Origin of the sequence: Curtobacterium sp. YC1 (assembly GCF_016267665.1) — a bacterium.
Lineage (GTDB): Bacteria > Actinomycetota > Actinomycetes > Actinomycetales > Microbacteriaceae > Curtobacterium.
Genome location: NZ_CP066341.1, coordinates 1,606,172 through 1,626,731, shown reverse-complemented (window position 1 = coordinate 1,626,731; position 20,560 = coordinate 1,606,172). Strand labels below are relative to the sequence as shown.

The following is a 20,560-nucleotide window of genomic DNA, read 5'->3' as shown; positions in this document are numbered from 1 at the left end:
TCGCCGGATTCCGTAGCGTCGGGACGGTCGGCGAGGTCCGTCGGCGGAGGGAGTCGCCGTGCTGGACCAGATCACCCCGTTCGTCGTCGACCTGGCCGCGAGTCCCCTCGTCTACGTCGTGCTCCTCGCCCTCTGCCTGGTCGACGGGTTCTTCCCGCCGGTACCGAGCGAGGCCGCCCTCGTGGCGGTCGCCGCCGTCGCCGCCACGTCCGGCCAGCCGGTCCTGGTCGGTGTCCTCGGCGCCGCCGCCGTTGGCGCGATCGCCGGGGACTCGATCGCGTACGGGATCGGTCGGCGCATCGGGCTCACCCGGCTCGGACGGTCGCGGCGGCCCCGGATCGTCGCGGCGTTCGCCTTCGCCGAGCGGCAGATGCAGCGCCGGTCGGCCAGCCTGATCCTGGTCGGACGGTACATCCCGGTCGGTCGCGTCGCGGTGAACACGACGGCGGGAGCGACGCGGCTGCCCTACCGGCGGTTCCTGGCGATCAGTTCGATCGCGGGCGTCGCCTGGGCGTCGACCTCGGTGGGCATCGCGCTCGCGGCCGCGCAGGTACTGCACGAGCCGGTCGTCGCGGCGCTGGTGTCGATGGTGGTGGCCGCCGGGCTCGGCATCGCGGTCGACCGGGTCATCGCCGTCCTGGCGAAGCGGCGGGATGCGCGCGCGGCCCGCGTGTCCGACTCGTCCGAGGCGCCGGAGCCGGTCGCGATCGGGCGCTGAGCGCGGCCGGCACGGACGCGGGACGACAGCGTCGACGTCGCACGACGACGACATCGTCGCGGGTGCCGGACGCGACCGCGGACGGACGGGAGGCCCGGTGCCAGCTGCCACCGGGCCTCCCGTCCGTCTGCTGCCGCGGCTCAGGCTGCGAGGTGCGCCTGCAGGAACCAGCGGTCCTTCGTCAGCCCGCGCTCGATCTCGATGGCGACGTCCTGGCTGTTGAGGTCGACCTCGTCGAGGCCCTCGACCGCGCGCCGAACCTGCAGGAGCGCCGCGTCGACCTGGGCGATCACCTCGGTGATGGTGACGTCGGAGTCCTGGAAGCCCTGCGACAGCGGCGGCAGGGTCGTGTTCGCGGCGACGGTGGCGACCCGCGCGTCGACCGGCAGGCCGAGCGCGACGATCCGCTCGGCGGCGGTGTCGGCGTACGCCTGCGCGTGCTCGACGACGTCGTCGAGCAGCTCGTGGACCCCGACGAAGTTGCGGCCACGGACGTGCCAGTGGGCCTGCTTGCCGTTGACGACGAGTGCCTCGAGGTCGATGACGACGGGCGACAGGAACTGGGCGACGCCGGCTGCGAGCTCGGGCGTGGTCGAGAACGGGGACGTGGTGCCCGCTATGGTCGGCGTGGTGGCGGTCGTGTGCGTGGTCATGTCGGTTCCTCCTTCGTCGTGGCGGTGGCACCGGGTCGTTGCCCTGGAGTGTCCGGTCCGGTGCGTCCGATGGGTCAACCATGCCCGCCTGTCTTGCATGCCGCAAGGAAGAGCAGGCTCGCCTTACCCGCCCGACTCGACCTGGACCTGCTGGCCGGCATCGGTGAGCTCGAGCTGCACCACGGACCGTGCACGCTCGACCCACGGGCTGTCGACGCAGCCGATCCACACCGCCGTGCGGGGCTCGCAGTCGGTGACGCACCACTCGGCGGCCCACCCGGTCAGGGCGTGCGCCAGGGCCTCGCCGTGGTCGGCGAAGACCAGCGGTGCGACGGCCGAACCGCGCGCGCTCCGGACGAGCCACGTCACCGTCACGCGCGGCGGGGCGGGCAGGATGCGCACCTGCTCGTCGAGGGCGACCTCGACGAAGACCTGCCCGTAGGCGTTCTCCGGCAGGTCCTCGAGCATGCGGTGGATCTCGCCGAGGTCCTCGGCACCGCCCGCGATGAGGATGCGGTCGCTGGGCTGTCGCCGGGTCCGTGCCATGCGCCAACGGTAAGGCAAGCCTTACCTCATCACAAGGGGGACCGATCGGTCCCGGCGATCCGTCCGGCCGGCACGCCGAGCTCGTGCGACAGGAAGCGCCACATCCAGGACAACGCGACCGAGCTGGTGAGCCCCGGGACACCCTGGGCGATCTGTGTCGCGACGCCGTCGCTGTAGGCGGCGAGCTGCAGGGCGACGGTGTCCGGGTCGACGCGGTCGGCCCCGTCCGGCCCCGTGCTGCCGGCCGCGGCGCCGCCGGGACGGCCGAAGACGCCCGTGTCGACGCCGCGGCGGACCACGCGCGCCAGGCAGGCCTCCCACACGCGGATCCGTTCGGCGTACTCGGCGGCGACCTCGGGCCGGCGGACCACCGCGGTCCAGTAGTCCGACCAGATGCGCCAGTGCTGCCGGACCTGTTCGGTGTCGCCGAACAGCGGGGCCACGAGCATCCGCAGGGCCGCCACCACGTCGGGTTCGGCGTCGACGGCCTCCACGATCGCACCGTAGAAGCGCTCGGTCTCGAGCACGACGACCTCGTTGAGGATCTCCGCGACGCTGCCGAAGTGGTACGTCACGGTGCCGACGGACACGTCGGCCTCGGCCGCGATGTCCCGCAGGCCGGTGGCGCCGACACCCTTGCGGACGATGACCGCGCGGGCCGCCTCGACGATCATGGCCCGACGGACCTCGGGGCGCTGTCGCGCCCGGCCGGTCGGGCTCACGCCGAGGTCCTCGGTACGTCGTCGACGAACGTCTGCTCGGCGACGAGCACCTCGTGCGCGTCCGGTCCACCGTCGCGCGCCCACGCCCGCACGGTGTTGACGAGGTGGAAGGCGCGGGCGTCGGCGGTGACCTCCGAGGTCGTCTCGAGCCGCGCGGACCACTCCGGCTTCGCCAGGCCGATCGCCCACCGGGACGTCGCGCGGGCGCTCGTCGGGTCGTCGGAGCGGATGCGGTAGGTCTCGCGGGCGTCCTCGGTGAACACCAGGCCGTCCGGGTACACCCGTCCGCCGCCGTACCCGGGGTCGACGTCGAGCGTCCACTCCCCCGTCTCGACGTCGTGCGTCACGGTGCGCTGCGGCAGCGGGTCGGCCGGCGTGACCCGCTCGATGACGAGCGGCTCGGACCGTTCGGGCTCGGCGAAGGACACGCCGTCGTCCGCGGTCCGGGTCCACGCGGGCAGGGTGACGCTCGAGGCCGTCGGGTCGACGGTCACGGTGGCCTCGGTGCCGTGCGGCCACACCCACGGCCAGTACGACGACGAGACCGCGATGCGCAGGCGGTGTCCCTCGGCGAAGCGGTGCCCGGTCGACACCAGGCGCACGGGCAGGTCCGCCGGCGTGCCCGGCACGAGCGCGTCGTCGCGGTGCATGCCCTGTCGCTTCGCCGCGTTGAGCACACCCCGGGTGACGAGTGTCGACGACCCGTCGGGCGCGACGTCGCAGAGCCGCACGGTCAGGGTGGCGCGGGGCTGGTCGCTCGTGACGGACAACCCCACGAGCACCGTACCGAGCAGGTCGAAGGCCTTGCCGACGGGCAGGTCGAAGCAGACCGAACGGCCGTCCTCGGCGCGCTGGTCCGTCGGCAGGTCGGTGGCGTTGCCGAACGGGAAGAACCGGCCGGCGTCCACCCCGGTGTGCTGCGGCGACCGCACGACCACCGGGCCGAGGTCGCCACCGCGCAGGGCGGCGAGGGGCAGGACGCGCTCGTGGGTCGCGGCGGAGGGCCACGCCTCGGCGCCGACCCACCGCCCACGGCGGGCCGCGTAGTGCGCGGCGGGCGGTTCGCCCTCGTTGATCCAGGCACGCAGCGCCGGCTCCTGCTCCACCCCGGTGTCGACGCCCCGCAGCCAGCGGTCCCACCACCGCAGGGTCTCCTGCAGGAACCCGATCGACGGTCCCGGTGCGAGTCCCCGGTCCGGGTACTGGTGCGACCACGGGCCGATGATGCCCTTCACGGGGGCGCCGACGTGCTCGACGAGCCGCAGCACCGCGTCCCGGTACGGGTCCGCCCAGCCGCCGACGGCGAGCACCGCCGCCTGGATGCCGTCGTAGTCCTCGGCGGCGCTGCCGTGCCGCCAGTAGTCGTCCCGCTCCTGGTGCGCCAGCCACACGGGCGTCATCGGACGGTTCGCCTCGAGCCGCTCGCGCCAGCGGTCGACCCACTCCGGCCCGACGACCTCGGGTCGCGGCGGACGCGAGTTGAACGCGAACATGGTCGCGCCCCACGCCGCCATGTCGATGCCGAGCACCGCACCGCCGACGTAGTGCACGTCGTTGTCGTACCGGTCGTCCGTCGAGCAGACCGTGACGATGGCCTTCAGCGCGGCCGGGGCGCGCGCGGCCAGCTGCAGGGCGTTGAACCCGCCCCACGAGATCCCGAACATGCCGACGGCACCGGTCGACCACTCCTGCTCGGCGAGCCACGCGATCACGGCCTCGCCGTCGCGGAGCTCCTGTTCGCTGTACTCGTCGTCGAACAGGCCGTCCGACGACCCGGTGCCGCGGATGTCCACCCGCACGGACGCGTAGCCGTGCCGGGCGTACCAGGGGTGCCGCTCCGAGTCGCGCGGCGCGGTCCAGTCGTCGAGCCGGTACGGCAGGTACTCGAGCAGCACCGGGACCGGCCCGTCAGGGGCGACCGGCGACCAGATGCGGGCGTGCAACCGCACGCCGTCCGGCATCGGCACCCACTCGTCGCGCACCCTCACACCTTCGGGCAGCGAGCCGGGGTCGCCGATGGCGGTGAGGCTGGTGGCGGCGGTGCCGTCGTGCGTGCTCATGCGTCCTCCCAGTTGCGGACGCGGTGTCCGTCGCCGTGGTCCGTCCAGCCGTCGGTGTGCCGCCAGCGGGCGACGCCGTCGCCGACGTCGGGCAGCGTCGTGCGGCCCGGCTCGAGCGTCGCCGCGAGCAGCGTCGCGGTGTAGGGGTGGTTCGGACCGGTGAACACCCGTTCGGTCGGGCCGATCTCGACGATGCGTCCGCCGGTCATCACGGCGACGCGGTCCGCGACGCCGCGCACGACCGCGAGGTCGTGGCTGATGAACAGGCAGGCCAGCCCGCGCTCGCGCTGCAGGTCCGCGAGCAGTGCGAGGATCCCCGCCTGCACCTGCACGTCGAGCGCCGTGGTGATCTCGTCGGCGATGACGAGCGCGGGGTCGGCGGCCAGCGCCCGGGCGATGCCGACGCGCTGCCGCTGCCCGCCGGACAGCTGCGCGGGCAGGCGGTCCGCGAACTCCGGACCGAGCCCGACCTGGGTGAGCAGCGCACCGACCCGCTCCCGCGACGACGACCCGGTGAAGAGCCGCAGCGGCCGTGCGATCGCCGCACCCACGGTGCGCCGCGGGTTGAGCGAGGTGTCGGCGTTCTGGAACACCAGCTGCACCGCGCGTCGCAGCGCAGCGGGCCGACCCGCGATCGGCACGCGCAGGTCCCCGCGCGTGGTGCCGTCGTCGTACGAGAACGTCCCCGACTCGGCGGGCACCAGGCCCGCCAGCGCGGTCGCGAGCGTCGACTTGCCGCTGCCGGACTCACCGACGACGGCGAGCGTCTCGTGGGCGTCGACCGTGAACGAGACGCCGTCGACGGCCGCGGGCAGGCCGCGGCCGTACCGCACCACCAGGTCGTCCGCGGTCACCACGGGGCGGTCGGTGCGGACGGGAGGCGCGGTGCGGGTCGCCGTGGCGGCGACCGTCCCGGGGACGGTGGTGTCCTCGGACACGTGGTCCGGCCCGCTCCCCGTCGGCACGGCCGACTCGCCGCTGGCGCGTCGATCCGGGACCGGCGACGTGTGCCCTGGCCGTCGCCCGTCCGGCGCCGCGGCCAGCAGGGCGCGCGTGTACGCGTGCTGCGGGTCCGCGAAGAGCGCGGCGGTGGCGGCGTGTTCGACCACCGCTCCGGCGCGCATCACGGCGATCTCGTCCGCCATCGCGGAGACGACGCCGAGGTCGTGGCTGACGAGCAGGACGGCCATGCCGAGCTGGCGGCCGAGGTCGGCGACCAGGTCGAGGACGGCCGCCTGCGTGACGACGTCGAGCGCCGTCGTGGGTTCGTCGAGCACCAGGACCCGGGGTCGGGCGGCGACGGCCATCGCGATGGCGACGCGCTGCTGCTGACCGCCGGACAGCTGGTGCGGCCAGCGCCGCACGATCGCGTCGGGGTCCGGCAGGCGCACGAGCCGGACGAGCTCGGCGACGCGTTCCGGGCCGTCCGGCTCGCCGTGGGCGCGGAGGGCCTCGCGGATCTGGTCGCCGACGCGCATCGACGGGGTCAGAGCCTGGCCGGCGTTCTGCGCGACGACCGACGCGGTGCCGCCGCGCAGCGCACGACGACCGGCCGGCGACAGCGCGAACACGTCGGCGCCGTCCACCCGGACCGTACCCGCGTCGATCGACGAGCCCGCGCGCAGGTGGGCGAGGAGGGTGCGTGCGACGGTGGACTTGCCGCTGCCGGACTCACCGACCAGCCCGAGCGTGCGGCCGGCGGCGATCGTGAAGGACACGCCCTGCACGACGGGCACGGACCGTCTGCCCGCGGCGTACGAGATCGACAGGTCGTCCACGCGGACGATCGGCTCGGCCGCGGTCGTGGTCGTCGCGGGCCCGGGGTGGACGTCGGGACGGGTCATGCGCTGACTCCCTGCTTGGCGCGGTCGACACCGAGCGACTTGCTCAGACCATCGGCGGCGAGGTTGAGCCCGATCACCAGCGTGGCCAGGGCCACGATCGGTGCGAGCGTGCCGAGCGGCACCACCGTGAGCGCGGTGCGGTTCTCCTGCACCATGAGGCCCCAGTCCGGCGTGGGCGGGTTCGCGCCGAAGCCCAGGAAGGACAGCGACGCGACGAGCAGCACGATCCACGAGGCCCGCATCGCGTACTCGACGAGGACCACGTCGAGCACGTTGGGCAGGATCTCGCGGAACACGATCGACAGGGCGCGTTCGCCGCGTGCCCGGGCGGCGGTGACGTAGTCCTGCGTGATGACGGTCCGCGCGGCGCCGCGCACCACCCGGGTGACGGCGGGCGCGTAGACGACGGTCACGGCCAGGACGATCACCCACAGGCCCGCGTCGAAGACGGTGACGACGACGAGCAGGGCGAGGATCGACGGCACGCTGAGCAGCGCGTCGACGACCCGCATGACGACCTCGTCGAACCAGTTGTCTGCGTACGCGGTGACGCAGCCGAGCACGGTGCCGATCGCCACCGCGATCGTCGTGGCGAGGAACGTCACGAGCAGGGCGTAGCGGCCGCCGTTCAGCGTGCGCGAGAGGACGTCGCGCCCGTACTGGTCCGTGCCGAGCCAGTGCGTCCACGACGGCCCACCGAGCACGGAACCGGCGTTCGTCGCCACGGGGTCGTGTCCGGCGATGAGGGGCGCGAGCACGGCGAGCACGACGTGCAGGGCGATGAGCCCGAGGCCGACAGCGAGCGCGGTGGACCCGCGCAGTGGCGCGACGGCACCGGCGAGGACGACGCCGGCGCGGCGGCGGGGTGCGGTGGCGGTCATGCGGCGGCCTTCCTGGTGCGGCGCGGGGCGACGGCGGCACGGGTGCGCGTCCGACTGCGCCGCTGTCGCGTCCGCAGCTTCGGGTCGAGCGCGAGGGCGACCAGGTCGGCGGCGAGGTTGCACACGACGTAGATCAGGGCGCTCAGCAGGGCGATCGCCTCGATCGTCGGCAGGTCCCGGTTGAACACCGACTCGAGCATGAGCTTGCCCATGCCGGGGTAGTTGAAGACGTTCTCGACGACGACCACACCGCCGAGCAGCCACGCGACGTTGAGCGCCACGACGTTCAGCGTCGGCAGCAGTGCGCTCGGCACCGCGTGCTTCCAGACCACCCGGCGCACGGTCAGCCCCTTGAGCTCGGCGGTCGTGACGAACTCCGACGCCATGACGTCGATGGTCGACGACCGTGCGGTGCGCACGATGTAGGCGGCCATCGCCAGGGTGAGGACGATGATCGGCAGCCAGATGGTCGGCAGCAGCTCGGCGACGGTGGCGTCGCTCCCCCGCAGCACGACGGCGGGGAACACCGGCAGGCCGATGGCGAAGAGCAGCACCAGGACCGTCGCGACCATGAACTCCGGCACGCTCATCACCACCAGGCTGACGATCGAGATCACCCGGTCGGTGGGACGGCCACGGCGGACGCCTGCGACCACGCCGAGGGTGAGCGACAGCGTGACGCCGACGAGCATCGCGGGCACCGCGATGAGCATGCTGTTCCGGAAGGCCGTGAACAGCGTCGGCGCGACGGGCTCGCCGCCGACGAGCGAGGTGCCGAAGTCGCCGTGCACGGCGCCGCCGAGCCACTGCAGGTAGCGCAGCCAGACGTTCTGGTCGAGGCCGAGCGAGCCCCGCAGCTGCTCGACCGCCTCGGGCGTGGCGTCCTGGCCGAGCAGCTGCTGGGCGACGTCGCCCGGCAGGGCCTGCACCGCGAGGAACACGAAGAGCGAGGCGAGCACGACCGTGAGCACGGCGATGCCGACCCGGCGCAGGACGGTGGTGAGGATGGTCATCGGCGCAGTCCGATCCGGAGGTAGTCGAACTCGAAGCCGAACTCCGAGTAGTTCACGACGTCACGGGACAACCCGACCAGCCGGTCGCCGAACATCGGCGTCATGTCGGCGCCGTCCTCGACCACGAGTCGCTGGGCGTCCTGGTAGAGCGTCAGCCGTTTCGCGTCGTCCATCTCGGCGCGGGCGTCGTCGAGCAGCGCGTCGAAGGTCTCGTTCGACCAGGCGCTCTCGTTGTAGGACGACCCGGTCCGGAAGATCTGGTTGAGCAGCTGGTCGATCGGTCGCCCGGTGAACCAGTAGCTCACCATGAGCGGCTCCTGCATCCAGATCTGCGTGTAGTACGAGTCCGCGCTGGCGTTGCGGACGGTCAGCCGGATGCCCGCGTCGGCGACGGCGTCCCGGTAGGCGACGGCCAACGGGGTGAACACCGACTCGTAGCTCGACGTGTGGATCGCGGTGCGGAAGCCCTCGCGCCCCGCACGCTTCAACAGCGCGCGTGCCTTGTCCGGGTCGTACTCGCGGTGGTCGTCGACGAAGGCGGCGAGCTGCGGCGGCACGGGGTTGTCCCAGCCCGGTGACCCGGTGCCCTGCAGCGCGGTGTCCACGATCGTCTGCGGGTCGTAGGCGAGCTTCATCGCCTGGCGGACCAGCGGGTCGCGGAACTCGTCGCTCGTCGCGAGCATCGGGATCGTGTACCACTGCGCGTTCTTCGAGCGGGCGACGGTGGCACGGTCGGACGCCGAGACCACCCGGGCGGTCGCGAAGTCCAGGTTCGTCTGCGAGATCAGGTCGATCTGCCCGGCGAGCAGGGCGTTCACCCGCGCCGTCGTGTCCTGGATCGAGAAGAAGTCGATGCCGTCGAGCGCCGGGCGGCCGGCGAAGTGGTCCTCGAACGCCTCGACGCTGCCCGCGCCGGCCGGCGTGAACGACGACAGGCGGAACGGGCCGGTGCCGATGCCGGTGCGGCCGATGTCGGCGATCGCACCAGCGGGCACGATGTAGCACTGGTACGCGGTGAGCAGCGACGGGAACTCGGCGTTCGGCTTGGTCAGCGAGAACCGCAGGGTGTGCGGGTCGAGGGCACGCATCGAGTCGGCGTCCATCACCTCGCCGAGCACGCCGGCCTGCGGGCTGCCGGTCGCCTCGTCGAGGATGTGCCGGATGCTCGCGACGGCGTCGTCGGCGGTGAACGGCGAGCCGTCGTGGAAGGTCACACCGCGGCGGAGCGCGAAGGTCCACTCGGTGCCGTCGGCGTTCGCGGACCACTCCTCGGCGAGGTCGGGCACCGTGGTGCCCTGCTCGTCGAGCTTCACGAGCCGGTTGTAGAGCGCGCCGAGGTACTCGTACGCCGACAGCGAGCTGGCGGAATCGAGGGTCTCGGCGGCCGACGCCGCGGGTCGCGCGATGCGCAGGCGTCCCCCGCGGCGGGCGACGCCGGTGGCGGCGGCCTCGGGGATGGTGGGCGTGCCGGCGGTCGCACCGGAGCTGCACCCGGTGAGCGTGAGCAGGCCGAGGCCGGCCAGGCCGGCCGCGCCGGTGAGGACCGCGCGACGGCTCGGGCCGTGCGCGTTCCGTGGTTCGGTGACGATGGGCTGCATCGGGGTGACCCCTCCAGTAATCGTTCCGGTGAACGATAGGGGGCCGGGGCCGATCCCCCAAGCCCGCAACCGGGCGCGGGCCGGTGCTCGGCAGCAGCGGATCCGCGTGCGGGCGCGGATCGACGGCGTTCGGCCCCGGCCGGAACTTCACCAAGCCGTTACACGGGCCGCCGGGTGCGGTTCCTGTGGTTGTCCGCAGGTTCTCGTTCCGCACCCACCCGTTCGGGGGGTGGCTCCGGATCACTCCTCGGTGCTTGCGACGGGCCACCCACCTGCCGCGCACCGATGGGCAGCGTCGCCCGCGCGAACGGTGGGCGCGGGTACCCGAAGACCTGCGCCCGCCGGACGCAGACCGTCGGCACGGACGCCGCACCCCCGTGCGAGCGTCGTGGCAGACAGAAGGACCCCCGGTGCTGCGCGCTGAGCGCTGCACCGGGGGTCCTGATCGAGCGGATGACGAGATTCGAACTCGCGACCCTCACCTTGGCAAGGTGATGCGCTACCACTGCGCCACATCCGCGTTCGCACGCCCTGTCGGCCGTGCGGAGACGACTCTACCCGATGGCGACCCCGGCGGCTGGTTCCGCCGCCGTTCCGGGCGTGTCCGGCGCGCCGCGGGGGTGTCCACCAGGTGCACGGAGTTCGATCAGAGCATGAGCTACGTGCACGACAACCCCGGCGGAACCGAGGCCCACGGGGTCGACCTGGTAGACGGTGACGCCCCGGCGGTCCGGATCCTGGTGCACGGCGACCTGCCCACCAGCATCGAGCACGAGGGGCGGACGTGGCTCGCCACCGGTGACGCCCACGACGGTGGCGACGACGGGACGCCGCCGATCGCCATCTACCGCCCGGTCTGAGCGCGCCGGGGGCTCAGTGCCCCCGGACGTCGCCCGTCAGGATCGCGTGCTCCACCCCGGCCGACAGTTCGTCGTGCAGCGCGTCCGCGAAGAACTCACCGGCGCCCAGGCTCACCAGGTGCGCGACCGCAGCCTCCGGCTCGGCGAACCCGGGCTCCCACTCGTCGTGCAGGAACGCCCGGACGTGCCCGGACTCGTGCACCACGACGACGCCGATGTGCTCGTGCCGCGAGCCGTCCTCGAGCACCGCGTCGAAGACCACCGGTTCGGTGTCCTCGCCGAGCGCCTCGAGCACGACCGTCCCGGTCCCCGGCCACTCCGTCTGGTACGGCGGCAGGTCCGGCGCGTGCAGGTGCCCGGCGAGCTCGTCCGTCGCCGACTCGATGCGACCGGTCGCCAGGTACTCGTCGACGACCTCGTGGATGCGGGCGTGCAGGTCGGGCTCGTACTGCCACCAGCGCTGGTGCACGGCTCGCAGCCAGTCCTGCGTCGCGGCGTCTGCCGACGCCGACGTGCCGACGAGCTGCGGCGCCGTCCCGGGTGAGCCGACGACCTCGAGCTGCTCGTCGTGGGTCTCGACCGTGATCGACCCGGTGGCCTCGTCGGGGTGCACGCCGTGCACGTCGTCCGGCGCGGCGGCCCAGGTGCTCGCAGGCAGCTTCGGCGGCAGGTCGAACGGTACGGCGATCGCGGGCAGCGTCATCGCGTGCTCGATGGCGTCGCCGAGGTGGACCTCGTCCGCACGTGCGCCGACCGCGATGCCACCGGTCGGTGGGACGAGCGACAGTCGCTCCAGGTCGTCCGGAGCGGCGTTCATCGACGTCAGCACGCCGCTGTCCGCCCAGGGCACGAAGTCCCCGGCGGCGCGGTCCTCGTCGCTGAAGGGGACGTCCCAGACGGACGGGTCGACGAGCACCCACGAGGCGGTGCGTCCCGCGGGTCCGTGCCGCACGGCGTCGACGATCGCCGGCAGGAGTCCGGGCAGCGTCCGGTACGCCGGCCGGACCGTCAGCCGGTCGATCGCGAGCAGGTCGGGCGCGCCCAGCATCTCGGTCGCGCTCGTCTGCAGGGCGAAGAACGTCTCCCCCGTGGCGTCGGGCGTCGCGACCGCGGTGGCGAAGGCGCCGGCGACGTCCGACACCTGGTAGCCGAGCACGAGGTCCTCCAACGATCCGGGCGCACGGCTGGTGAACGCGGTGACCTCGGCGACCGAGACCGCCTGCGCGTCGTCGTCGGTGATCGGGACCCGGACGTCGATCACCCAGCGGTCGACGTCCTGGCCCGGCCAGGCGTCACCGTCCTCGTCCGTGATCGTGATGTGGACGAGCCGCAGCGAGCCGTCCCATGCGTCGTGGACGTGCTGGGCGATGGCGGCATCGGGGTCGTCGGTCACGGACGCAACGGTACCGGTGCCACCCGCACCCCGACGCCCGTCAGGGGTGCACACCGCGGCGGACCCGCCGGTACGCTGCCACGCGGGGAACGGACGGAGGACAGCGGTGCCAGCACTCGGAGAAGGTCGAGCCGACGGCGTGTGGTGCACCCTGGGCGAGCCGCGCACCACGGCGCAGATCGCCCGCTCCGGCTTCGCCTGGGTCGGGCTCGACGCGCAGCACGGCGCCTTCGACGATGCGACCCTGACGGCGACGATGGCGACCCTCGCCGTCGCCGCTCCCGCCGTGCCGGTCGCGGTCCGGGTCGCCGAGCTGTCGGACGCGGCGATCGGGCGGGCGCTCGACCTCGGGGCCGACGCGGTCGTCGTGCCGATGGTCGAGACCGTCGAGCAGGCCGAACGCGCCGTCCGGGCCGCGCACTACCCGCCCCGGGGGCGACGCAGTTGGGGGCCGATGTCGGGACTCTGGGGCGGCACCGCCCCGGCCGTGACCGCGGCCGAGCCCGAGGTCTGGGCGATGCTCGAGACCCCGGACGGCGTCCGTGCCGCGGAACAGGTGCTGGCGGTGCCGGGCGTCTCGGCGGTGTTCGTCGGCCCCTTCGACCTGTCGATCGGACTCGGCACGGAGCTCGACGCCCTGCTCGCCGACGACGACGCCGCCGATGCGCTCCCCGCGATCGTCGCCGCCGCACGCCGCGCCGGCAAGCAGACCGGTGCCTTCGCCGGCGACCTCGCCCGCGCCGACCGCCTGCGCGCACTCGGCTTCGACCGCGTCGCCGTCGTCACCGACGCGACCCTGCTCGCCCACGGTGCGGCGGCGGTGCTCGGTGCCGGGGCGACCGGACGGACCTCGTACTGACCCGGGCCTCATGACCCGGGCCTCATGACCCGGGCCTCCTGACCCGGGCCTCCTGACCCGCGCCGCTGCCGGGTCGGCGTCCTCCGTGGCCGCTGGGAAGCCACCTCGTGCCCCGGTCCAGACTCGGACGGGAACCCGAGCACACCGCGACCGAGAGAGGACGAGACATGACCGACGTCTCCAGCCAACCGCCCGCCGAAGGTGACGACCGCCGGGTCCTGACGAACCGCCAGGGCCACCCCGTCTACGACAACCAGAACCAGCGCACCGTCGGAGCACGCGGCCCGGCGACGCTCGAGAACTACCAGTTCCTCGAGAAGATCAGCCACTTCGACCGCGAGCGGATCCCGGAGCGGGTCGTGCACGCGCGCGGGGCCGTGGCCTTCGGGTACTTCGAGGCGACCGGCACCTGGGGCGACGAGCCCATCGCGCAGTACACCCGCGCGAAGCTCTTCCAACAGGCCGGCAAGCGCACCGACCTCGCGATCCGCTTCTCGACCGTGATCGGCGGTCGCGACTCCTCCGAGGCCGCCCGTGACCCCCGCGGCTTCGCCGTGAAGTTCTACACCGAGGACGGCAACTGGGACCTCGTCGGCAACAACCTCGGCGTCTTCTTCATCCGCGACGCCATCAAGTTCCCCGACGTCATCCACTCGCTCAAGCCCGACCCCGTGACCTTCCGCCAGGAGCCGGCGCGCATCTTCGACTTCATGTCGCAGACCCCCGAGTCGATGCACATGCTCGTGAACCTGTTCAGCCCGCGCGGCATCCCGGCGAACTACCGGACGCAGCAGGGGTTCGGCGTGAACACGTACAAGTGGGTGAACGCGGACGGCGACACCAAGCTCGTCAAGTACCACTGGATCCCGTCGGTGGGCGTCAGCTCGATGACCGAGGCCGACGCCGCCGTGGTGCAGGGCGGCGACCTCGGCCACGCGTCGAAGGACCTGTACGAGGCGATCGAGCGCGGCGAGTACCCGGAGTGGGAGCTCCGCGTGCAGCTCATGGACGACCACGACCACCCGGAGCTCGACTTCGATCCGCTCGACGACACGAAGGTCTGGCCGGAGAACGAGTTCCCGCCGAAGGTCGTCGGCAAGATGGTGCTGAACCGGAACGTCACGAACCACTTCGCCGAGAACGAGCAGCTCTCGTTCGGCACCGGCGTGCTCGTCGACGGCCTGGACTTCTCCGACGACAAGATGCTCGTCGGCAGGACGTTCTCGTACTCGGACACGCAGCGGTACCGCGTCGGCCCGAACTACCTGCAGCTCCCGGTGAACGCGCCGAAGAACGGGAACGTCGCCACGAACCAGCGTGACGGGCAGATGGCGTACCACCAGGACCACGGTGGCGAGAACCCGCACGTCAACTACGAGCCCTCGATCACCGGCGGCCTGCGCGAGGCCGAGTACCCGACCCACGACGACCAGGGCCCCGAGATCGTCGGTCGGCTCACCCGCAAGCGCATCCCGCGCACGAACGACTACACGCAGGCCGGCCAGCGGTACCTGCTCCTCGAGGACTGGGAGCGCGACGACCTGGTCGCGAACTTCGTCGACCTCATCTCGCAGGCCGCCCGGCCCGTGCAGGAGCGCATGCTCTGGCACTTCTACATGGTCGAGGACGACCTCGGCCGCCGCGTCGGCGAGGGGCTCGGCATCACCCTCGACGAGGTGCAGGACCTGCCGCCGCTGCAGTCCCAGACGCTCAGCGACGACGAGCTCGCGCGCCTGGCGAACCTCGGCCACAACGGCCCGCGCGACGTCGAGGGCCTCATGATGACGCACTGCGTGCCGGACGAGCGCGCCGTGCGCGTCTGAGACGCGACCGCGCGACGGACGGGAGGCCCGGTGCCAGCTGGCACCGGGCCTCCCGTCCGTCGGTGGCGGAGACCGAAGCGTCCGCTCGCGAGCCGGGTCAGGCCGGTTCCGGCACGTCGAGGGCGCGCAGGTCGAGCACGTCCGCTACGTCACCGGGGCGCTGCGGCCGTCCGCCTGATCCGGCGCGATCGCGGTGGCGTCGATCGCGACGGCGAGGGCCACGACCTCGTCGGCGACGGCGTCGGGGACCTGCCACGCCGTGAAGTGGCCGCCGCGGTCCAGGTCGTGCCAGCTCCGGACGTCGCGGTAGGTGCGTGCTCCGTACGAACGGGGCAGCCCCCGTTCGCCGGTCTGCACCGCCACCGCGACCGGCACCTCGACGACGGGGAGCTCCGGCTGCCGGGGATGGTCGAGGTACGGACGGAACGACGACCCGATGCTCCGGGTGAACCAGTACAGCGAGACCGTCCGGAGCAGCTCGTCGTCGGTCCACCACGTCCCGTCCCCGGCCCAGGCGAGCAGCTTCTCGACCATCCAGGCAGCCAGGCCGAGCGGCGAGTCGGTCAGGCCCGCCGCGAGCACCTCGGGGCGGGTCGCCTGCACCTTCGCGTACCCGAGTCCGTCCGCCCACTCCGCGTCGTGGCGTCGGACCCAGTCGCGCTCGTCGTCCGTCAGGTCGTGCGCCCGGGACGCCGGTGGGAACGCAGCGTGGGTCGCGACGAGTCCCAGGACCGACTCCGGGTGCAGCGCGGCGAGCCAGTCGCTCGTCGTCGACCCGACGTCCTCGCCGTAGGTCAGGTACCGGTCGTAGCCGAGCACCTCGGTCATCAGCCCGTGCATCAGTTCGGCGACCACGGGCCCGGTGAACGGACGGTCGGTCAGCGCCGCGGAGGGCCCGAAGCCCGGCAGCGAGGGCACGACGACGTCGAACCCGGCCGTCCGACCGTCAGCGAGCTCGACCGTCCGATCGGACAGCCGGCGGGCGAACGGGAGCATCTCGACGAACGAGTACGGCCACCCGTGGAACGCGACGACGGGGATGCGCACCGCCGGGTCCCCGGTGGCGGTCAACCGGGCGGCGTGCAGACGCTGGCCGTCCACTTCGGCCTGGAACTGCGGTACGGCGGCCAGCTCGTGCTCCACACGGCGCCAGTCGAACACGGTCCGCCAGTGCTCGAGCAGGCCGCGCAGGCGCTCCGTGGAGAGTGCGCTCCGCTCCGCCGCGTCACCGACGGGCTCCGGGACCCGCGCCCGCAGCAGACGAGCGAGCAGGTCGTCGAGGTCGTCGTCGGACACCTGGAGTCGGATCGAGCGCATGGGACGGACGCTAGCGGCGCCGACCGACACGGCACGTCAGTGTGACGCCGGTGCCGCCCGCCGTCGCCCTAGGCTGGCGGCGACCCGAACCGCCTCCCCGCCTCCCCGCCTTCCCGCCTTCCCGAACGGACGACCGACGTGACCGACACCGCACCATCCGCTCCCGCCGACGCACCGGCCGTCGCCACGACGATCCCGCCCCTGAGCCTGCTCGCGGTCGTGGCGATCGTCCTCGCGTTCGTCGCGCCGATCGGCGGCGTGATCGTCGGCGTCATCGCGCGTCGCGACGTGCGCCTGACGGGTGACCGCGGCGACGGCATCGCGTTCGCGGCGATCCTGATCGGTGCGACCCTGACGCTGTTCACCGTCATCGTGCCGCTGTTCCTCGGCGGGGCCGGTCTGCTCGACCTGGACCTGCAGTTCTGACCTGCAGCGCTGACCGCCGGCGCTGAGCAGCTGCTCTGACCAGTGGCCGCTGCGCGCGCGGAGCGCCGGGGTCAGTCGCCGACCGGTGCGGAGATGTCCCAGACGGTCGTCTCCTCGTACTGCTCGGACCAGCCGCGCCGCATCCGTGCCGCGGCCCGGTCGAACGCTTCGACGACGTCGGTGTCCGGGGTGAGGAGCGCCTGCAGGCGGATCCCGTCGTAGAGCGCGAGGAGCTGCTGCGCACCGCGGATCGGGTCCATCGTCGCGGGCTCGCGTCCGGCGCGGACGTCCTCCTGCAGCGCCGTGCGCACGGTCTCACGGAACTGCATGTACGCGGACCGGTAGTAGTCGGCGCCCTCGGTGGACGGGTCGGCCGAGATCGCGAGCGTCGCGGCGACCAGGCGCATGAGCGCCGGGTCCTCGGCGTGCGCCGCGAGCAGGGCGTGCAGGAACGCCACCGTGCCCTTCTCGCCGGCGAGCGGCAGCAGCGGTGCCGAGACGGCGCGGGTCCACCGCATGACCGCCGACGCCAGCAGCGCCTTCTCGGACGGGAAGAGCTCGAGGAGTTCGGCCGGCCGCATCCCGGACCGGGACGCGACGCCCTCGAGCGAGAACCGCGACAGTCCGCTGTCGTGCAGCACCGCGATCGCCCCGTTGATCGCACGGGTGCGCGGGACCTCCTCGTCCGCGGCGTTCTGGTTGGTGAGCGGGGCCAACGGGTGCTTCCGGAACCACTCCAGCAGCGCTCGGGCACGCGACGCCCCGAACGCCGGGTCGTTCGGTCGACCGGCGACGAACAGGTCACTGAAGCCGGGTACCTCGTGCATCAGCGGGTCGAGCGACTGGAACGCCATCGACCAGTCCGGGAACGACCGCTGCGTGATCGGTTCGTCGAGCAGCACCCGCACGTTCGTGTGGCGGGGGTCCGTCCGGACCTGGCCGAAGCGCTCCCGGACGACGTCGTCCTCGCCCTCGATGATGCCGATGCAGTTGTCGTCACGGTGCGCGAGCATGCCCGTGATCCCGAGCCGGGTGTTCTTGTCGCGTCCGACCGCCAGGATCTGCGCCAGCTCGGAGTCCGTGATCGGACGGGTCTGGGTGCTGGTGTAGACGAGCGATCGCATCGGGGCTGCTTCCTGGTCGTGCGGTCAGGCGATTGGAGGGAGGCACCGCCGTGTCGAACCCGAATCGACACGCCGGCACCTCGCGGTCACCGTAACCAGCGGCGGCCGCCTTCACTGCGACCGGAGACGGCCCGTGGTTCCGCGGCACCCGGAGGATGCCGACCCCTGAATGGAACCACCTCGCCGTTCCGGCCGGTACCCCCACTACAGGGGAACGATCGTTCTCGGGCGAGGAGTCGGGCGGGTGTCACCTCGTGGGCGCGTCCGGAGCGGGCTGCTCGACGATGCGTTCACCCGTCGTCGGGTCCCACCCGATGGTCCGGGGTTCCGCTGCTCGAGCGCGCCGTTCCCCACGCGGGAAGAACGGTCGAGTGCTGGGCAGGTAGCTGAGCACCGTCGCGGCGACGATGCACATCCCGTCGACGAGCCCCCAGTCCGGCCCGTCGGTCGTGATGGTGAGCAGCGTGCCACAGGCGGTCAGTCCTCCGACGATCGCGAGCCACAGTCGAGCCGTCCCGGACCCCCGAGCCATCCGCGCTGCCAGCCAGACGAACAGCGCAGACCAGGCGCTGATGACGACCAGCCCGGCAACCAGCCCGACGACCGCGCCTCCGGCATCCCGCCCGACCTCGGTGACGCCGACGACCGCGACGACGAGGTGGACGGCGATGGCCACCCACCACAGCGCCACGGCGATCGTGACCGCCGTCGGTCGTGTCCGTGCTCCCGCACGCTTCTCCATCGGGCCCTCCCCCACTGTGCTGCCGGACGCTGCTCGACGATCCGGCCGTCGACACCCTAGTCCGGCTGCCGGGCCCCGGAGTCCGCCGGCAGCCGCGACGCCACGAGCGTGCCGACCAGCGCGACGACCGCGAACGCGGCGAACCCGAACGGCAGGGCGAGCGCGCTGCCGACACCGCCGACCACCAGGGGTCCGACGGCGTCCCCGGTCTCGCGCCCGAGCTCGGCGGAGCCCATCGTCCGCCCCAGCCGTTCGGGCGGGGTCGTCCCGGCGAGGTGGGCGAACGCGGCCGGGGTGAGCGTCGCCACCCCGACACCCGCCAGCAGGGCGGCGAGGAACATCGAGACAGCCGAGGGAGCGGACGCCAGCGCCAGGAAGGCGAGCGCCACCGCTGCCGTCCCGACCGTGCCGGCGAGACCGGTGGTCAGCCGACCGGCGTCGTGCAGGCGACCCGCCACCGGCTGCACGAGCGACGACACGACCGCCAGCACCGCGACGGCGAGCGTCGACACGAGCAGGGGGACGCCGACGTCGCTGCCGAGGGCCGGCAGCATGCCGGTCAGGGCGCCGATCGCCGCACTGCCCACGGCGAGGACCGTCACGGGGACCACGAACTGCCGATCGGTGGCGGCCCGGACCATCGCCGCGAGGTTGGCCCGCTGGCGGGGCAGCGGTGTGATCGGCTCGACGGCGACGAGCACGGCCGCCGCGGTCACCAGGGCCAGCACGACGAGGAGCGCGAACAGCCACGGCGTCCCTCCGACCTGCACGACGACGGCACCGATCACCGGCCCGCCCGCGTACCCCAGGCCCTTCCAGGACCCGTAGCGACCGAAGTACGTGCCCCGGCGGTGTGCCGGTACGAGCCGTGCGACCGCGGCGGACGAGGCCGGCGAGAACGCCGAGGCGCCGGCACCCTGCAGCAGTCGGGCGAGTCCGAGCCAGAAGGGCCCGGCGCCGAACACGCCGATGAGCGAGGCGGCGGCGAAGACGAGCAGTCCCCCGACGATCACCGGCCGCGGTCCGATGCGGTCGGACAGTGCGCCGAAGACCGGCTTGAGGACGAGTTCGGCGACGTCGTAGAGCGCGAGGAACACCCCGAGCGACGCGAGCGTCAGGCCGAGCTCCCGGTGCGCTCCACCGACGGCGGCCGCGATGCCGTTCGCTCCGAAGGCCGTGACGAACCCGGCGGCGTACAACGGCGCGAGCCGAGGGAGTGGGGTCGTCGTCTGCACGGGCACGTGACCACCCTGGCCGAACGCAGCGCGGACCGCCAACGCCGTCGACGCGGGATGACGAAAGCCCCCGACCGGACCTGGTGGTCCTGCCGGGGGCTTCGTGGTGGTGGGCGATACTGGGATCGAACCAGTGACCTCTTCCGTGTCAGGGAAGCGCGCTACCGCTGCGCCAATCGCCCAGAGGAGTGTGGAACTGGAGGTGGGGACGGGATTCGAACCCGCGTGGACGGCTTTGCAGGCCGCTGCCTAGCCTCTCGGCCACCCCACCATCGAGGTTCACGTCTCCGTGAGTACCCGAACGGTGGGATACCCTCTGGTGAGTCGCGGCCATCCGAAGAAGGCCACACTCGAGCGGATGACGAGATTCGAACTCGCGACCCTCACCTTGGCAAGGTGATGCGCTACCACTGCGCCACATCCGCATTTGTCGTTCCGCTGTCGCGGCGACGACGTAAACTCTATACGCACCGGGGCGCTTCCACCAAAATCCTTCCCGTTCACCGGGCGTGTCCCCCGAGTTCATGCGGATCGGGGCCTCCTGTCACCCCCGCCGGGCAGCGCGCCACACCCGGGCGGCGCGATGTGTTCGGAGCACCGCCGGACTTCCGCTACTATCGACTCGCACGAACAGTGCAGGGGGCGATTGGCGCAGTTGGTAGCGCGCTTCGTTCACACCGAAGAGGTCATCAGTTCGAGTCTGGTATCGCCCACCCTTGACACAAGAGCCCGACGCAGCAGCGTCG

At 72.7% G+C, this 20,560-nt stretch carries 18 protein-coding genes and 5 tRNA genes; 6 read left to right on the top strand and 17 right to left on the bottom strand.

All coding sequences use genetic code 11. The features are described from left to right. The first annotated feature begins 58 nt into the window (after positions 1–58). Positions 59–718: a DedA family protein gene (locus tag I8920_RS07705; RefSeq protein WP_198658529.1), complete on the top strand. Its 660-nt coding sequence runs from the start codon at positions 59–61 to the stop codon at positions 716–718. 140 nt (positions 719–858) lie between these two features. Here the strand turns inward: I8920_RS07705 and I8920_RS07700 are convergent, their stop codons facing one another. The 9 genes from I8920_RS07700 to I8920_RS07660 form a co-directional block, all read right to left on the bottom strand. Beyond that, positions 859–1,371, bottom strand: a complete 513-nt coding sequence (locus I8920_RS07700) for a Dps family protein (protein ID WP_232832856.1) — start codon at positions 1,369–1,371, stop codon at positions 859–861. Positions 1,372–1,494: 123 nt separating this feature from the next. Next, positions 1,495–1,917, bottom strand: a complete 423-nt coding sequence (locus I8920_RS07695; RefSeq protein WP_198658528.1) for an SIP domain-containing protein — start codon at positions 1,915–1,917, stop codon at positions 1,495–1,497. Between the two features lie 29 nt (positions 1,918–1,946). After that, entirely contained in the window at positions 1,947–2,639 is a 693-nt protein-coding gene (locus tag I8920_RS07690) for a TetR/AcrR family transcriptional regulator (RefSeq protein ID WP_232832855.1), read from the bottom strand. Next, entirely contained in the window at positions 2,636–4,699 is a 2,064-nt protein-coding gene (locus tag I8920_RS07685) for a CocE/NonD family hydrolase (protein WP_198658527.1), read from the bottom strand. The genes I8920_RS07690 and I8920_RS07685 overlap by 4 nt, the downstream gene beginning before the upstream one ends. Beyond that, a complete protein-coding gene (locus tag I8920_RS07680; protein WP_198658526.1) occupies positions 4,696–6,543 on the bottom strand; it encodes a dipeptide ABC transporter ATP-binding protein in 1,848 nt (615 codons plus the stop codon). Before I8920_RS07680 ends, I8920_RS07685 begins: the two co-directional genes overlap by 4 nt. Next, positions 6,540–7,424 carry an ABC transporter permease gene (locus tag I8920_RS07675; RefSeq protein WP_198658525.1) on the bottom strand — a complete coding sequence of 295 codons (885 nt, stop codon included), beginning with the start codon at positions 7,422–7,424 and terminating at the stop codon, positions 6,540–6,542. Before I8920_RS07675 ends, I8920_RS07680 begins: the two co-directional genes overlap by 4 nt. After that, on the bottom strand, positions 7,421–8,437 hold the full coding sequence (locus tag I8920_RS07670) for an ABC transporter permease (protein WP_198658524.1): 1,017 nt from the start codon (positions 8,435–8,437) through the stop codon (positions 7,421–7,423). The genes I8920_RS07675 and I8920_RS07670 overlap by 4 nt, the downstream gene beginning before the upstream one ends. Continuing rightward, complete coding sequence (locus I8920_RS07665) at positions 8,434–10,035, bottom strand: ABC transporter substrate-binding protein (RefSeq protein ID WP_198658523.1); 1,602 nt, start codon at positions 10,033–10,035, stop codon at positions 8,434–8,436. Before I8920_RS07665 ends, I8920_RS07670 begins: the two co-directional genes overlap by 4 nt. Positions 10,036–10,483: 448 nt before the next feature. Next, a tRNA-Gly gene (locus I8920_RS07660) sits at positions 10,484–10,555 on the bottom strand. Positions 10,556–10,688: 133 nt separating this feature from the next. Here I8920_RS07660 and I8920_RS07655 point away from each other — a divergent pair. After that, on the top strand, positions 10,689–10,895 hold the full coding sequence (locus tag I8920_RS07655) for a hypothetical protein (protein WP_198658522.1): 207 nt from the start codon (positions 10,689–10,691) through the stop codon (positions 10,893–10,895). Between the two features lie 13 nt (positions 10,896–10,908). Here the strand turns inward: I8920_RS07655 and I8920_RS07650 are convergent, their stop codons facing one another. Next, a complete protein-coding gene (locus I8920_RS07650; RefSeq protein WP_198658521.1) occupies positions 10,909–12,288 on the bottom strand; it encodes a hypothetical protein in 1,380 nt (459 codons plus the stop codon). Positions 12,289–12,394: 106 nt separating this feature from the next. Between I8920_RS07650 and I8920_RS07645 the strand changes: the two genes are divergently transcribed. After that, positions 12,395–13,147, top strand: a complete 753-nt coding sequence (locus I8920_RS07645) for an HpcH/HpaI aldolase family protein (RefSeq protein WP_198658520.1) — start codon at positions 12,395–12,397, stop codon at positions 13,145–13,147. Positions 13,148–13,314: 167 nt separating this feature from the next. Next, positions 13,315–14,970, top strand: coding sequence for a catalase (locus tag I8920_RS07640; protein WP_198658519.1), 1,656 nt, complete (start codon positions 13,315–13,317; stop codon positions 14,968–14,970). Between the two features lie 144 nt (positions 14,971–15,114). Here I8920_RS07640 and I8920_RS07635 read toward each other — a convergent pair whose 3' ends face one another. After that, on the bottom strand, positions 15,115–16,287 hold the full coding sequence (locus I8920_RS07635) for an epoxide hydrolase family protein (protein ID WP_198658518.1): 1,173 nt from the start codon (positions 16,285–16,287) through the stop codon (positions 15,115–15,117). Positions 16,288–16,425: 138 nt separating this feature from the next. Here I8920_RS07635 and I8920_RS07630 point away from each other — a divergent pair, with 138 nt between their 5' ends. Continuing rightward, the gene (locus I8920_RS07630) at positions 16,426–16,713 is read left to right on the top strand and encodes a DUF4190 domain-containing protein (RefSeq protein WP_198658517.1); all 288 of its coding nucleotides are present in this window, start codon (positions 16,426–16,428) and stop codon (positions 16,711–16,713) included. 71 nt (positions 16,714–16,784) lie between these two features. Here I8920_RS07630 and I8920_RS07625 read toward each other — a convergent pair whose 3' ends face one another. The 6 genes from I8920_RS07625 to I8920_RS07600 all read right to left on the bottom strand — a co-directional run bounded on the left by I8920_RS07625 (position 16,785) and on the right by I8920_RS07600 (position 20,239). Further along, positions 16,785–17,837, bottom strand: a complete 1,053-nt coding sequence (locus I8920_RS07625) for a BLUF domain-containing protein (protein WP_198658516.1) — start codon at positions 17,835–17,837, stop codon at positions 16,785–16,787. Positions 17,838–18,084: 247 nt separating this feature from the next. Next, on the bottom strand, positions 18,085–18,579 hold the full coding sequence (locus tag I8920_RS07620; protein ID WP_198658515.1) for a hypothetical protein: 495 nt from the start codon (positions 18,577–18,579) through the stop codon (positions 18,085–18,087). 56 nt (positions 18,580–18,635) lie between these two features. After that, positions 18,636–19,820 carry an MFS transporter gene (locus I8920_RS07615; protein ID WP_232832854.1) on the bottom strand — a complete coding sequence of 395 codons (1,185 nt, stop codon included), beginning with the start codon at positions 19,818–19,820 and terminating at the stop codon, positions 18,636–18,638. A 101-nt stretch (positions 19,821–19,921) separates the two neighbouring features. Continuing rightward, positions 19,922–19,996: transfer RNA gene (locus I8920_RS07610), tRNA-Val, on the bottom strand. Between the two features lie 15 nt (positions 19,997–20,011). Next, positions 20,012–20,085: transfer RNA gene (locus I8920_RS07605), tRNA-Cys, on the bottom strand. 82 nt (positions 20,086–20,167) lie between these two features. Next, positions 20,168–20,239: transfer RNA gene (locus tag I8920_RS07600), tRNA-Gly, on the bottom strand. 215 nt (positions 20,240–20,454) lie between these two features. Here I8920_RS07600 and I8920_RS07595 point away from each other — a divergent pair. Beyond that, positions 20,455–20,527 (top strand) — tRNA-Val (locus tag I8920_RS07595). Positions 20,528–20,560 lie beyond the last annotated feature (33 nt).

Bases quoted from the DNA above. Each gene is read 5' to 3' on its own strand.
- I8920_RS07665 (WP_198658523.1), bottom strand. From the start codon at position 10,035: ATGCAGCCCATCGTCACCGAACCACGGAACGCGCACGGCCCGAGCCGT.
- I8920_RS07620 (WP_198658515.1), bottom strand. From the start codon at position 18,579: ATGGAGAAGCGTGCGGGAGCACGGACACGACCGACGGCGGTCACGATC.
- I8920_RS07670 (WP_198658524.1), bottom strand. From the start codon at position 8,437: ATGACCATCCTCACCACCGTCCTGCGCCGGGTCGGCATCGCCGTGCTC.
- I8920_RS07655 (WP_198658522.1), top strand. From the start codon at position 10,689: ATGAGCTACGTGCACGACAACCCCGGCGGAACCGAGGCCCACGGGGTC.
- I8920_RS07635 (WP_198658518.1), bottom strand. From the start codon at position 16,287: ATGCGCTCGATCCGACTCCAGGTGTCCGACGACGACCTCGACGACCTG.
- I8920_RS07675 (WP_198658525.1), bottom strand. From the start codon at position 7,424: ATGACCGCCACCGCACCCCGCCGCCGCGCCGGCGTCGTCCTCGCCGGT.
- I8920_RS07695 (WP_198658528.1), bottom strand. From the start codon at position 1,917: ATGGCACGGACCCGGCGACAGCCCAGCGACCGCATCCTCATCGCGGGC.
- I8920_RS07700 (WP_232832856.1), bottom strand. From the start codon at position 1,371: ATGACCACGCACACGACCGCCACCACGCCGACCATAGCGGGCACCACG.
- I8920_RS07680 (WP_198658526.1), bottom strand. From the start codon at position 6,543: ATGACCCGTCCCGACGTCCACCCCGGGCCCGCGACGACCACGACCGCG.
- I8920_RS07685 (WP_198658527.1), bottom strand. From the start codon at position 4,699: ATGAGCACGCACGACGGCACCGCCGCCACCAGCCTCACCGCCATCGGC.
- I8920_RS07640 (WP_198658519.1), top strand. From the start codon at position 13,315: ATGACCGACGTCTCCAGCCAACCGCCCGCCGAAGGTGACGACCGCCGG.
- I8920_RS07625 (WP_198658516.1), bottom strand. From the start codon at position 17,837: ATGCGATCGCTCGTCTACACCAGCACCCAGACCCGTCCGATCACGGAC.